This window comes from Mucilaginibacter sp. PAMB04274 (genome assembly GCF_039634385.2).
In the GTDB taxonomy this organism is placed as follows: Bacteria; Bacteroidota; Bacteroidia; order Sphingobacteriales; family Sphingobacteriaceae; genus Mucilaginibacter.
In genome coordinates this window covers 3,216,451-3,229,859 of the sequence record NZ_CP155081.2, presented here as the reverse complement: position 1 = coordinate 3,229,859, position 13,409 = coordinate 3,216,451, and the positions used below count along the sequence as shown (strand labels likewise).

General features: G+C 43.0%; 15 protein-coding genes. 6 read left to right on the top strand and 9 right to left on the bottom strand.

The window, feature by feature from the left end; translation table 11 throughout:
• Positions 1–37: 37 nt before the first annotated feature.
• Entirely contained in the window at positions 38–1,159 is a 1,122-nt protein-coding gene (locus ABDD95_RS13595) for an aminotransferase class V-fold PLP-dependent enzyme (protein WP_345947876.1), read from the bottom strand.
• 270 nt (positions 1,160–1,429) lie between these two features.
• Between ABDD95_RS13595 and gatB the strand changes: the two genes are divergently transcribed.
• The 3 genes from gatB (at position 1,430) to ABDD95_RS13580 (ending at position 4,809) form a co-directional block, all read left to right on the top strand.
• Entirely contained in the window at positions 1,430–2,899 is a 1,470-nt protein-coding gene (gatB, locus tag ABDD95_RS13590) for an Asp-tRNA(Asn)/Glu-tRNA(Gln) amidotransferase subunit GatB (protein ID WP_345947875.1), read from the top strand.
• Positions 2,899–4,014: a TlpA disulfide reductase family protein gene (locus tag ABDD95_RS13585; RefSeq protein WP_345947874.1), complete on the top strand. Its 1,116-nt coding sequence runs from the start codon at positions 2,899–2,901 to the stop codon at positions 4,012–4,014. The genes gatB and ABDD95_RS13585 overlap by 1 nt, the downstream gene beginning before the upstream one ends.
• A gap of 69 nt (positions 4,015–4,083) precedes the next feature.
• Positions 4,084–4,809 (top strand): response regulator transcription factor, encoded by a 726-nt coding sequence (locus ABDD95_RS13580; protein WP_345947873.1) that lies wholly within the window; start codon positions 4,084–4,086, stop codon positions 4,807–4,809.
• Positions 4,810–4,957: 148 nt separating this feature from the next.
• On the opposite strand, the gene ABDD95_RS13575 is transcribed toward ABDD95_RS13580, so the two are convergent.
• Complete coding sequence (locus tag ABDD95_RS13575) at positions 4,958–5,338, bottom strand: hypothetical protein (protein ID WP_345947872.1); 381 nt, start codon at positions 5,336–5,338, stop codon at positions 4,958–4,960.
• Between the two features lie 149 nt (positions 5,339–5,487).
• Between ABDD95_RS13575 and ABDD95_RS13570 the strand changes: the two genes are divergently transcribed.
• On the top strand, positions 5,488–6,213 hold the full coding sequence (locus tag ABDD95_RS13570) for an RNA pseudouridine synthase (protein ID WP_345947871.1): 726 nt from the start codon (positions 5,488–5,490) through the stop codon (positions 6,211–6,213).
• Positions 6,214–6,345: 132 nt separating this feature from the next.
• Here the strand turns inward: ABDD95_RS13570 and ABDD95_RS13565 are convergent, their stop codons facing one another.
• From ABDD95_RS13565 to ABDD95_RS13545, 5 genes are all read right to left on the bottom strand, one after another.
• Positions 6,346–7,086, bottom strand: a complete 741-nt coding sequence (locus ABDD95_RS13565; RefSeq protein WP_345947870.1) for a class I SAM-dependent methyltransferase — start codon at positions 7,084–7,086, stop codon at positions 6,346–6,348.
• 95 nt (positions 7,087–7,181) lie between these two features.
• Positions 7,182–7,895: a siderophore-interacting protein gene (locus ABDD95_RS13560; RefSeq protein WP_345947869.1), complete on the bottom strand. Its 714-nt coding sequence runs from the start codon at positions 7,893–7,895 to the stop codon at positions 7,182–7,184.
• A 75-nt stretch (positions 7,896–7,970) separates the two neighbouring features.
• Positions 7,971–8,822 (bottom strand): AraC family transcriptional regulator, encoded by an 852-nt coding sequence (locus ABDD95_RS13555; RefSeq protein ID WP_345947868.1) that lies wholly within the window; start codon positions 8,820–8,822, stop codon positions 7,971–7,973.
• 62 nt (positions 8,823–8,884) lie between these two features.
• Positions 8,885–10,279: an arginine decarboxylase gene (locus ABDD95_RS13550; RefSeq protein WP_345947867.1), complete on the bottom strand. Its 1,395-nt coding sequence runs from the start codon at positions 10,277–10,279 to the stop codon at positions 8,885–8,887.
• Positions 10,280–10,500: 221 nt separating this feature from the next.
• Entirely contained in the window at positions 10,501–11,079 is a 579-nt protein-coding gene (locus tag ABDD95_RS13545) for a Crp/Fnr family transcriptional regulator (RefSeq protein WP_345947866.1), read from the bottom strand.
• 154 nt (positions 11,080–11,233) lie between these two features.
• On the opposite strand from ABDD95_RS13545, the gene ABDD95_RS13540 reads away from it, so the two are divergent.
• Both ABDD95_RS13540 and ABDD95_RS13535 read left to right on the top strand, forming a co-directional pair.
• Positions 11,234–11,602 (top strand): response regulator, encoded by a 369-nt coding sequence (locus ABDD95_RS13540; protein WP_345947865.1) that lies wholly within the window; start codon positions 11,234–11,236, stop codon positions 11,600–11,602.
• Between the two features lie 102 nt (positions 11,603–11,704).
• The gene (locus tag ABDD95_RS13535) at positions 11,705–12,130 is read left to right on the top strand and encodes a BLUF domain-containing protein (RefSeq protein WP_345947864.1); all 426 of its coding nucleotides are present in this window, start codon (positions 11,705–11,707) and stop codon (positions 12,128–12,130) included.
• Here the strand turns inward: ABDD95_RS13535 and ABDD95_RS13530 are convergent.
• Both ABDD95_RS13530 and ABDD95_RS13525 read right to left on the bottom strand, forming a co-directional pair.
• Entirely contained in the window at positions 12,127–13,113 is a 987-nt protein-coding gene (locus tag ABDD95_RS13530; protein WP_345947863.1) for a glycosyltransferase family 9 protein, read from the bottom strand. The genes ABDD95_RS13535 and ABDD95_RS13530 overlap by 4 nt on opposite strands.
• 20 nt (positions 13,114–13,133) lie before the next feature.
• Entirely contained in the window at positions 13,134–13,406 is a 273-nt protein-coding gene (locus tag ABDD95_RS13525) for a DUF3072 domain-containing protein (protein ID WP_345947862.1), read from the bottom strand.
• Positions 13,407–13,409: the final 3 nt, after the last annotated feature.

The window sequence follows — 13,409 nt, the reverse complement described above, 5'->3', positions numbered from 1 at the left end:
TTTTTTAACGATTTGTACACGCAATAAACTTAAGCAATCACCTGGCTTCAAGGGCAGCTTGCATGTCTTCAATCAGGTCGTCAATATGTTCTAGCCCTACCGAAACGCGCAGCAAATTTTGAGGTGTTTTAGTATCAGGGCCTTCGATAGCTGCACGGCGTTCAATCAGGCTTTCAACACCGCCCAGGCTAGTGGCCGAGGTGAAGAGTTTAGTATGGCTTAATACCTTTTCTGCCGCTTCCTGCCCGCCTTTTACCATAAAAGAAAGCATACCGCCGAAGCTCAGCATCTGGCTTTTTGCCAACTCATGTTGTGGGTGTGAGGGCAAACCCGGGTAAAGCACTTGCTCAACCTGGGGATGCTGCTCTAAAAATTGGGCCAGCAATTGTGCATTGTGCGTATGGCCGCGCATACGGTAGGGCAATGTTTTAATACTCCGCGTAAGCCAGTAGCAATCGCTTGGTGAAGGTATGGCGCCACCCATTTGCTGTACCTGCAGTATGCGTTGCCACCAGGTACCGGTTTGTGCAGTAATTAAAGCGCCGCCTGTTAAATCACTGTGGCCACCCAGGTATTTGGTAGTGGAGTGCATTACCAGATCGGCACCAAGGGTTAACGGCTGTTGTCCTAACGGACTAGCAAACGTATTATCGCACGCTACCTTGATGCCACGCTCATGTGCTATAGCAATTATCTGTTTAACATCGGTTATTTTTAACAACGGGTTTGAAGGGGTTTCAATCCAAACTAAGCCGGTATCAGCGTTGATTGTAGATTGTAATAACGCTTCATCATTGAGGTCAATAAAATCAAACGTTAAAATGTCCACAAACAACTCTTTTAACTGGTTGCGCAACCCATGATACATATCACTAGGTGCTATAATGTGCGTGCCAGGTTTAAGCGACTGAAACACCGCCATACCGGCGGCATTGCCAGATGAAAAGGCCGCAGCCTCAGCACCGCCTTCTAATTGGGCCAGCACAGTTTCTAAAGCGTTACGATTCGGATTACCCGCCCGGCTGTAGCTGTAACCTTTGCTATATCCGCCATCGGCATCGCGCTCAAATGTAGTGGCTAATACAATGGGCTGTATAACGGCAGATGTAGCGGTATCTGTATGGTTGGCGGCATGTATGGCCAGCGTTTCAATCTTCATTAAGGCTATATTTATATATGGTGGCAAATGTAAATAATTGAGTGCTTAGCAGGTAGATTATAACCTAAAGAGTTGGCGAGCTAACAAGAGTTTTACAAGAAACTGATGTTTACTCCAGCGCGGATTTACAGCAGATTATTTTTATGTTGCGCAACATTTTGGCTGTTCGCATGTACACCCGCCAAACTTTCTATCGTTTTTAGGTCGATAACTGCTGAATAAATTTATATTTGCCACGTTAGGGTAGGCATAACTACTTGTATTGGAACAATGATTAATAATAGCACCGAAGCAAGCGAAAAGTACGAGCTGGTAGTGGGTTTGGAAGTACATGCGCAGCTATCAACCTTAAGTAAGGCCTTTTCGGCCGATAGTGCCGAGTTTGGCGCAGGTCCTAATGAGCACATCAGTATGGTATCATTAGGTCATCCCGGAACCTTGCCGTTTTTGAATAAAAAAGTAGTGGAATACGCCGTGAAGTTAGGCTTCGCCTGCAACGGGCAGGTTAATCGCTTCAACAACTTTGCGCGCAAAAACTATTTTTATGCCGACTTGCCCAAAGGCTATCAGATCAGCCAGGATCAGCACCCGATTATTACGGGCGGCCATGTAACCGTAAAACTGCATGACGGCACCCAGCGACAAATTGCCATACACCATATTCATATGGAAGAAGATGCGGGCAAAAGTATGCACGATCAGCATGATACGCATTCACTTATTGACCTTAACCGGGCCGGCGTGCCCCTGCTCGAAATAGTATCAGAACCCGATATTCACAGCAGCGAAGAAGCGGTACAATATCTCACCGAAATGCGCAAGCTGCTGCGTTACCTGGGCATTTGCGATGGTAACATGGAAGAGGGGAGCATGCGTTGCGATGCTAATATCTCTGTACGTTTAAAAGGTGCCACCCAATTGGGCAACCGCTGCGAGGTAAAGAACCTGAATTCGATACGCAATGTACAGCGCGCCATTGAGCATGAGTTTTTACGACAAATAGACATTATAGAAGCAGGTGGTTATATTGACCAAAATACGCTGAATTTTAATGCCGATACAGGCGAAACATCTGTTCTGCGCAGCAAGGAGATGGCTAATGATTACCGCTATTTCCCCGAGCCCGACCTGCAACCGTTGATGTTGAGCGAGGAATACCTTGAGAAAATTCGACAAGGTATGCCCGCGTTACCCGAGGAGCTTTACCACAAGTATATTGAGCAATTGGGCCTATCGCCGTATGATGCATCAGTAATTACGGCCGATCATGACCTCGTAACATATTTTGAGCAATTAATAGCTTGTACAGCTAACTACAAATCGGCGGTCCACTGGTTAATGGGTACAGTTAAATCATACCTTAATGAGCATCACCGAACCATTGATTCGCTTACTTTAACTCCGCAGCAACTGGCAGGCATAATTGAATTAGTTGATGCAGGCAAGGTAAACAATACAGTAGCCTCTCATAAGATATTTCCGGCACTGTTGCAGGATGCTACTAAAACGGCTGAACAGGTTGCTGCAGAGCAGAATTTGATCATCAGTGATAACGGCGACGAACTGGATGTTTTCATTAAAGAAGCACTGGCCAAGTTTCCGGATAAAGTGGTTGAATACCAAAAAGGTAAAAAAGGCGTATTAGGTTTATTCATGGGCGAGATTATGAAACGCTCCAAGGGTAAAATAGATCCGCAAAAAACAAATCAGCTTTTAATTAAAGCACTACAAGCTCAATAATGAAGAAACACATCATTACCTACAGCCTGGCGTTAGCCGTCATGGGTATGTATTCCTGTAAAGATAAATCGGCCTTTACTATTAAAGGTACCATCAAAAATCCCAGCGAAGCTAAAAAGGCTTACCTGCTACGTGCTGATACTTCTCAAGTGAGCATCATCGATTCTGTAGAGCTTTCGGATGGAAAGTTTACGTTCAAGAACCAATCGCCAACCGCCAACCTATTTAAGGTACGCGTAGGCGGAACGCTGTTTGACCTGATTGCACAAAACGGCGATGATATATCTTTTGAGACAGACTTAAAAAATGAAGGCCATGCTTACACAGTAACAGGTTCGCAGGAGTCTGACAAAATTAAGGAGTTTAACACCTTCAGCAACAAGTATGGCGAAATGAACTCTAAGGTTGTGAACGAGTTTCAGGCCAAGGCACAGGAAACCAAAAATCAGGACTCACTGCTGAAGATTTACCAGCCCATGTTTGAAAAGAACATGGCCAATTACAGCACCGAGGTATTGCAGTTTATAGACAAGAACAAAAGCTCATTGGCTGCTTTTTACGCTGCTATGTCGCTCGACCCTTATAAGTATGAACCCCAGTTGGTTGCGTATGCCGATGGCTTGGAAGGCAAGTTTAAAGAGAATGCCTCCGTACAGCAATTTGTGAAGCAAATGGAAGCAGTTAAGCCAATCTCAGTGGGTCATAACGCACCTGAGTTTACCACTAAAGGCATTGACGGCCGGCCGGTTAAATTATCTGATTACAAAGGTAAATATGTAATGATTGATTTTTGGGCATCATGGTGTGCGCCTTGCCGTCAGGAAAATCCTAACGTTGTGCGCCTGTACAACCAATACAAAAGCAAAGGCTTAAATATCCTGGGCATATCTTTAGATGAGGAAAAGGCCGCCTGGCAGCAAGCTATAGCAGCTGATAAGCTAACCTGGCAGCATGCGTCAGACCTGCAAAAGTTTGAAGGACCAACTGAACGACTGTACCATATTGAGGCTATTCCATCGAATTTCGTTATAGATCCGCAGGGAAAGATTATTGCCAAGAACTTATCAGGCAAGAGTTTAGAAGAGTTTTTTAACAAAACCTTCGCTAAACTTTAAGTAAATATTAAGCATTAACAATTTATTAACAATGGTTTAACCATTTGCTTTTCTTTTGGTATTACCTTTATGCCAAAATTCGACCTGATGAGCACTACAGCGAAACAAAAGATATTAATTGTTGATGACGAGCCTGATATTTTAGAGTTAATAGAATATAACTTAAAGAAAGAAGGTTATCAGGTGCATTTAGCCCATAATGGACAAGAAGCAGTTGCTGAAGCAAAGAAAGTGTTGCCTGATTTAATTGTGCTGGACATTATGATGCCTAAGATGGACGGCATAGAAGCCTGCCGTATTATGCGCACCATGCCAGAGTTTAAAAATACTTTTATGGTGTTTTTAACTGCCCGCAGCGAAGAGTATTCGGAAATTGCAGGCTTTAACGTAGGCGCTGATGATTACATAGCCAAGCCTATTAAGCCCCGTGCCCTTGTGAGCCGTATAAACGCCATACTGCGCCGCAATGCAGGTACTGATGAAGTGTCTGACAATAAGCTTGAGGTAGGTGACCTGGTTATAGATCGTGAAAGCTACCTGGTTTATCAAAAAGGTGCTAAAGTAGTGCTTGCCAAAAAAGAATTTGAATTACTTTACTTGCTGGCCTCAAAACCCGGAAAGGTTTACACCCGCGATGTGATCCTTAAAAATATTTGGGAAGACTCTGTAGTAGTTACCAACCGTACCATCGATGTACACATTCGCAAACTACGCGAGAAATTAGGCGAAGACTATGTGTCAACGGTTAAAGGGGTAGGATACAAGTTTGAGTATTTGCCAACTATTGCAAATTAATAATTTAGAAATATTAAACAAGGCGCTTATCTCATCAGGTAAGCGCCTTGTTGTTTTATCCACTGCTACCTATAAATAACCAAAATTATCTCAACGGAGAAGAGATGTTCTAATAGGCAGCCGAGTATTTCTATCAAGCAGTTAAGTCTTACTTTGTAGTTCTCGCTTTTTTCTTAACCACAGATGTTGTTGCTTTCTTGGAATTGGTCTTTTTAACAACGCTTTCTGCTTTAGGTTGCGTGGCTGCCATAGCTGCAGTTTTTTTTACATCAGCCAAATTAACTTTAGCCTTTTTTAAAGATGGTGCCGTGTCTCTCACTAGCTGCTTGGCAGCCGATGGTTTCCTGGCAGCCGGTACTTTTTTAGCGCTCACCTTCTTCTTAATATCCTCAATCTTATCCTCTGCTACTTCTTTTAAGTCCTCTGCTTTGTGAGCGGCGGAGTCCCACATATCGCTGACAGCAGTTTTAACTTTGTCAAACAAGTTCTGTTGTTTCGTTTTTACCGGCCTTGCTGATTTTGTACTCATGGCATTGTTTCTTTAAATTGTTGGATAGTAACTGTTTAACTTATTGGCTAGTAGTTTGTTTGTGTTGTAAACGCATAATCTTACAACTGCTGCTGCAGTGACTTAAAGTATTGCGATAATAACCGTATTTTTGTACCCTATTTGTAAGTATGAAAATTCCGAAGTTTACTGACCTCATTATATACGAAGACGATAACCTGTTTGTAGTGAATAAACCGCCATTCATCAGCTCGCTTGATGAGCGTGGCGATGGCAGCAGCGAGATCAGTATGCTCAGGCTGGCCAAAAATTATTGGGAAGATGCACAAATTTGTCACCGCCTGGATAAAGAAACATCAGGCGCGTTAATTATTGCAAAAAATCCCGAAACCTATCGTTTAGTGTCTATGCAGTTTGAGCGGCGCCAGGTAAAGAAAGTGTACCACGCCGTTATAGAAGGCACCCACGTGTTTGATGATTTGCTGGTTGATCTGCCTATTCTCAACACCGGTAAAAACACCGTGTCTATAAGTCGGCAGGAGGGTAAACGTGCCGAAACGTGGTTTCAGTCGTTAAAATATTTTAAGCATTATACTTTGGTAGAATGCAGACCGGTGACAGGCCGCATGCACCAGATCCGCATTCACTTGGCCACACAGCGCGCATCCATAGCCGGCGATGAAATGTATAAAGGCAAGCCTGTATTCCTTTCGCAGCTCAAGCGCAAATACCATTTGGGTAAAGATCAGGAAGAACTGCCTATCATGAAACGCTTTGCCCTGCACGCCTTCGAGTTAACGTTTAAAGTTAGTGAGGAAAAACAAGTGGTTATCAACGCTCCATATCCAAAGGATTTCGAAACGTTATTAAAATTACTGGACAAGTTTGATAGTTAATAAACAGTAAAGACAGAAGGTATCGTTTAGAGGACTACTGCCGCAGTTTGAGCATGTTTGTTAAGCGACTCGTAGACATACGGTTTACACCTGCTGCGTACAGTAACGTTCATTAATAATCAATCGAACTAATTATTTCTTCTGATAGATTAAAAAGTGCTGCATAGGCAAGCCGGCTTTATCTTTTACAAAGGTAAAGCCGTTAGCGGTTAGCTCCTTGCTTATTTGTACTGTAGTAGTCTTGTGCAGCTCTTTGATAGGCACTTCAGGATCTTCACCTTTATATTCCAACATCACTATTTTGCCGCCAGGCTTAAGTGCTTTGTACAAGGCTTGCAAGTACTCATGCGGATACTCCAGCTCGTGGTAAACGTCAACCATCAAGGCCAGGTCAATACTGCTGTCTGGTAGGTTAGGGACTTTTTCCATACCCTTCACCACCTCTACATTTGTTAGCTTTAATTTCTGGCTGCGTTGCTTCAGGTAGTCCAATGCTTCGTCCTGCAATTCAATGGCCAGTACCTTTTTTACTTTCGGGGCAATCCTGAAGGTGTAAAAGCCCGTACCTGCACCAATATCGGCCACTACGCTTTCTTTATCAACCGGTAAATACTTAACCGCTAACTCTACATTTTCTTCCTGGTTCCGCGTATCTCGCTCCAGCCAGCCAGCGCCGCTAAAGCTAATTACTTTCGCTATCTCGCGGCCCTTGTACATTTTGCCAATACCGTTTGGCGATGGCTTTTTGTATGTATAAGCCGAGTCTTTGGGTTGTGCAGATTGCTGTTGGTTTGTTGCTTGATGCTTGGGATGTTCGGTGCAGCAACTTAAAAATAATAAGGCAGATAACAGGCTGAATTTGTAGTTTAACATGGCTTAAGCAGGTTTACGTTAAAGCAATGCTAAATTACCTTATTTGTTTGATAAAGGTATAATCAAATGCACAGCTTTTGTAAACCATATTGCCTTTACGACCAAAAGCCCTGACACTTAATTTGATTTGATTGATAGCCCTGCTTTCGAAGCAATTTGCGCATTTGGGTAACCATATGGCTATTACCAACAATATAGAACAGTGTGTTTTGTATGGAGCAAGTCTGTTCCAGCAACCATTCTGTTAACGAATGATGACCACAAACATCAGTACGGGGTATAGGTTGCAATGGCGATTTAAAAAACTGCTTAAATAAGCTTCGGTTTTGGTCGTTGTCAATAATAATAGCACCTGAAAACCGGGTTTGGGGCAATGTAAGCTGTTGCATGGCCAGCAGGTGGCCTATGCTGCTTTCGTCGCCCAGGCATATTACGGCCGATGTGGAAGAGGGTGTTTGCCGTGTACTGTTAGTGCCCAGGTAGCTTATTTTATCGCCTTTTTGTAACTGTTGCGCCCAGCGACTGCCAGGGCCCGCATGTCCGGCGTCTATAAACAGGGTGCAGGTTTGCGTTTCGGCATCCCAGCCGGATGGGGTGTAATCTCGGTAGGTAAGGTCATCAACCTTACACTTCATGTATGGAACTTCGTTCCAGTCGTCCATAACGGTTTGCGGTAAATGGAGGTCTACCTCTATAATGGTTGATGGTTCCCATTTACGTACTTCTAATACCGTTCCAGTTTTTGCGAGTTTGCCATCAATTAAGTTGGCCGCTTTTTTTCTAAAGTGTTGCAGGAATTTGTCGGTCATTGTATAAGATTTATGATTACAAAGAAACCGTGATAATGCCTGCCGGCAAATAGATAAAGCGGGGTATAGATTGGACTATTTTCGGTAAAGCTCCCGAAAAGCCAGCGGTGTTATTTGGTTAGCCTTTTTAAAAAGGCGCGAAAAGTAAGTATGGTCATCATAACCGAGCTGGTGTGCAATTTCCTTAATATTGAGTTGGCTATAATAAAGCAGTCGTTTAGCTTCAATCATCACCTCATGCAGTATCCAGTAAGATACAGGTAAGCCTGTAATTTTTTTTAAAGCCTCGTTTAAATAAGATTCCGATATGTGAAGCAGCCTTGCATAAGCAGCCGGACTTTTAATGCTCATAAAGTTTTCGGTAAGCAGCTTTTTAAAATTATGTGCAATAAGCATTGGGCGGGTAGTGGTTGGTACCCCGTTTATCTGGTCGCTGTACAGGCATGCCGTCATCGCTAAAAAGGAGTTAAGCAGCCCTTGTGTTAAGTGTGTAGAAAAGGCTTTGTTATTATCGCTACTGAATTGCTGGTGTAAAAATTTAACTATGGTAACAAATCGCTGGTAATAATCAGCATCCAGCAACCTTGGTTGTTGCATAAGCAGCCCATTCTCTAACACGGTTCTAAAATCTACCGAAATGAGCGACGTATCAACAGCAAGGAACCAGCCTGCCGCGCTCACACTTTTTATACCATGATGTACTTGCCCAGGTAAAACGTAATAGACAGACGTTGCAGCAATGCAGATCTCTGTGAAATCGACCATAAGTGAAGCCTCGCCTTCTTCCATTAAAAAAAAGATGTAGTGGTCATCGCGATGTGCTCCCAAGCGCATGCCATCTTTTTTAAAACCCTTGTCGCCCGAATGCCAAATTTCAAAGCCTAAGCCTGTGCTGCTTTGCAGCTTATGAACGGGGATATGTTCCATGTGTATAAGGTGAGCTACAAATAAAACAAAAAAGCCCTCAAATTTTGAGGGCTTTTATACAATTAGGTGGTGTAACCTAAAATCTTTAAAACCTGTTTACTGTTCTGCTCTTCGCCAAACACTTCAAAATTGAAGGTCTCATCGCGGTTGCGCCGTATGAGTACATGTTTAGGGGAAGGCAGCAGGCAGTGGTGTATACCGCCGTAGCCGCTCAATACCTCCTGGTAAGCACCGGTATTAAAAAAGCCCAGATACTGCACCTTACGCGTTTTTGGCATAAATACACTGTTCATGTGAGCTTCCTGGTTGTAGTAGTCTTGTCCGTCGCAGGTAATACCGCCAAGGTTTACACGCTCGTACTCGGCGTCCCAGTTGTTAATGGGCAGTAATATATATTTTTGGTTAAGCGCCCAAACGTCGGGTAAGTTGGTGATGAATGATCCATCCAGCATTAGCCACTTTTCGCGGTCGTTTTGCTGTTTACGGCCCAATACTTTATAAAGTATGCCCGATGCTTCGGCACAGGTATATTTACCAAACTCGGTAATAATATCCGGTTCCTCTACATCGTGCTCACCGCAAATTTCTTTAATACGTTTCACAATCTCGTTGATCATGTATTCGTAATCAAAATCAAATACCAGCGAGTCTTTAAAAGGCATACCACCGCCAATGTCGAGTGTATCCAGCTCAGGGTTTATCTTTTTGAACTTACAGTATAGCGTAACGTATTTCTCTAACTCATTCCAGTAATACGGCGTATCTGATATGCCGGAGTTAATGAAAAAGTGCAGTAACTTCACCCGGAAATTTGGGTTCTTTTCTACCTTATTATAGTAAAAATCAATCACATCCTCCATGCGTATGCCCAGGCGCGATGTGTAAAACTGCGAATCGGGCTGCTCTTCGGATGCGATACGGATACCCAGGTTACAAGGTGTATCCATCTCAATCTCGTCATCATAGATGTTAAACTCCTCTTTGTTGTCTAACACCGGAATGATGTTCTTAAAACCATCATGCAGCATGTCTACAATGTACTGCTTGTACTGGTACGTTTTAAAGCCGTTACAAATTACTGTAATATCCTTACTCACCACACCCTTCTTTTCCAGGGCATCAATCATGGGCATATCAAAAGCCGATGACGTTTCAAGGTGAATATCGTTTTTTAAAGCTTCTTCAACAACGTGTTTAAAGTGTGAGCTTTTGGTGCAATAACAATATTTATAACTGCCACGGTAATTATTGTTAACAATAGCCTGCTGAAATAGCAGTTTTGCTTGCTGTATTTTTTTAGAAATGATAGGTACATAGGTAAACCTCAGCGGGGTACCATACGTTTCAATCATCTCCATCAGGTTCAGGTCGTGAAAGTATAATTCGTCATCTATGATCTCGAAACCATCCTGCGGAAAACCCACACTCAGGTCCAGAAATTCCTGGTAGCTTTGCATTCTTTATGTTCTCTAAAATTTTGGCAAAAATGTAACTTTTTTCAATAAAAAATGGGCAAAGTTACTCACATATTTATCGCTGCAATGTAATTTGTTTTCAGGGTTTTAGTTGGAGGTTAAATAGTGACCAGTTATGTAATTAATGATTGAGTAATTAAGCAATAAAAGCCCTAAAAGTTTGCGTTCACAAAATAACCCGGCTTAGCGTCAAATTCTTACAACTACATTGCTTTGCGCATCTTACTGAAAAACTCGGGTGTAACACCAATGTACGATGCTATTTGTTTTTGGGGCAAGTGATAGATTAGAGTAGGGTACCGGCGGCAAAAACGGTCATAACGCTCGGCAGCAGGCAGGCTGAGGTTATCAATAAGGCGTTGCTGATAGGCTACTAATGATTTTTCGGCCAGTATACGAAACACCCGCTCAAATTTAGGTACTAATTTATACAGCTCTTCCTGGCTGCTTTTGGGCAGTAGCAACATTTCCGTATCTTCCAGCGCTTCAATGTTTAAATGTCCGGGTTGGTTAGTAAGCAAACTGTACATGTCTGCCATCCACCAGTCGGGCGGGGCAAAGCTCAATACATGCTCATAACCGTTGCTATCAACGGTATAGCCGCGCAGGCAACCAGCGGTTACGTATGCCGAATGACGACAAATATCACCGGTGGCAAGCCAATGCTGCTTACGTTTAAGGTGTTTGGTTTGCAGCATACCCGTGAATATGTCTTTTTCGGCCTGGGTTAAGGCTATGTGTTTGCTTACGTTATTAAGTATAGCATTGAGCTGATCATCCATTGGCCTAAAATAAAAAATGCATTTGAGTTACCATATCAATAGAGCCGATAGCCTCTCTATGTGGAAAAGTAATATAGTAAGTTAATTTATTATTTAACCATTGGTTTAAATATGGCATGTTATTTGAATCATACCATATATAACGAATAATATTATGGAAAACAGGGTTTTAGTTGTTGACGATAACGAGTTTATGTTGAGCCTGATTTGCCAGATATTAGACGATCAGGGTTATGAAGTAAAAACGCTTACGCGTGCTAAGGGATTAATTGAACACATACAAAAGTATCATCCTAACCTGATTATTCTTGATGTGGAGTTACCTGATGGTGACGGACGCGAATTATGTAATCAGATAAAACTTTCAGACGAAACGCATGCTATTCCAGTTGTAATGTGCAGTGGTATGGACGATCTGGGCGATTACTTTAAAAAAATAAAACCTGACGGCATTTTACCAAAGCCGTTTGACATGAGCCGACTCATTGAACTGGTTGAAGAAAAGCTACCATTAGCCGCTTAAGTGTCGTAGCTAAGTAATTATACTAACTATATTCTGATGATGCGGGCCAGTGTATGTAGAGTTTACGCCTAAGCTATATCTTTGCAGCTTTTGTTACACCCTATGAAATACCTTGTCTACATCAGTTCGGCTACTAAAATGCTGAATCAGGATGAATTACTCGACATCCTTACGGTAAGCCGTCAAAATAACGAACGCCGTAACCTTACAGGACTGCTGCTTTATGGAGGAGGTACTTTTATACAAGTGCTCGAAGGAGAGGAGTTGGCATTACAGGAAGCCTATAACATCATAGCTGCAGACGACCGTCATACCAACATTTTGAAAATGACAGAAGGCGAAATAGCCGAACGTCTTTTTCCGGAATGGAATATGGCTTTTAAAGCGCCTAATGCAGAGGAAATGGCCGAGCTTGGTACTTATGTAAATCCTGGAGATAAAGGCTTTTTAGAAAATCCGGCTGGCAACAGCATTTTAAAGCTGTTAAGCAATTTTGCTAATACCAACCGGATGGTTGAAATATATTAAGCTTTTTGTAATAAATCCTTTGTCTCGTTAAATACCAGGTCAAAGTTGGGGTGCTCAATCCAATTTAATGTACGGTGTACTTGTTTGTTGATGGGACCCCAGCGGTCGGGCTCACCATCCATGCTAATTACAATGCTTGGTGTTTGGAAAGCCGAAGCCATGTGCGACACACCGGTGCAATTAGACACCAACAGGCGTGCATTTTTAATAAGTACACCCATAGCGCCCAGGGCTGTAGTTCCAGCCGTGTTTAGCGCTGGGTGTTTCATATTTCCAATTACACTCTCTACTATAGGCATTTCGCCCGCAGTACCGGTTAGTACAGCGGTATAACCCTGCTCAACACAGTAATCCGCTAAAGTAGCAAAGTGCTCGGTTGGCCACTGGCGCCAAGCTCCACGCGAGCCGGGGTGTATGCAAACATAATTGCCTGGTTCAAGCGGTAGTTGCAGGGCATCAAAGTCTGCTTGGTCTTGTTCAGTTAGCGGAAATTCCAGTTCGTTGCCCTTGGCGGGTATGCCTAAATGCTCCATCAATAACACATGGCGCTCGGGTTCGGGGCCATAATTAGGATAGGGCATATAGTAATCGGTATTAGCAGCGAAATCGCCAGGCGTATAAAAACCGCCTGTAAATCTCGAACCAAATAACTCCATCATCGGGTTTATAACCGTTCCATTGCCTTGCATTTGCAGCAGCAAATCGAACTGCCCTTGCATACCTGTTAAAAAAGCTACAGTTTCTTTAGCATCAAAAGGTTGTTCAGGCAAGCCCGGGAAGCCTGGGAAGTGAATAAAGTCATCAAAGTAGCTGCTGAAGCGTTCGGTGAAACTTTTGGCCCAGGGCAAACCCATCAATGTAATATGTGCAGTAGGGTAGGCATAGCGTAATGCTCGCATGGCTGGAATAATGCACAGCATATCGCCCAATTGCAACGCGCGAAAAACGGCTATCTTCTTAATCTCGGTAGCAGGTAGTTTCATTAATAGTTCGGATGCTTGGCTTAGCTTAGTCCTCGGCCGGTTTTATGTTGCAGTTCATCTATGCGTTTAGAGGCTTCTGCTTTAGTTAAGTTCTCATCAAACTCTTCATTAGCTTCGTCTGATAGTGTTTTAAGATACGATTTCTGCGCGCCGGTCATTGGTTCATCACCGGTAGTCCAGTCATCAGGGTCTTTCTCTGTATTGGATCCTTTTAGGTTATCGTTGCCGTTTTCGGTGTTGCCGGTGTTATTGTCTTCGAATAAATCGCCGGTAGTATCTTCGTTTATCATCATCTG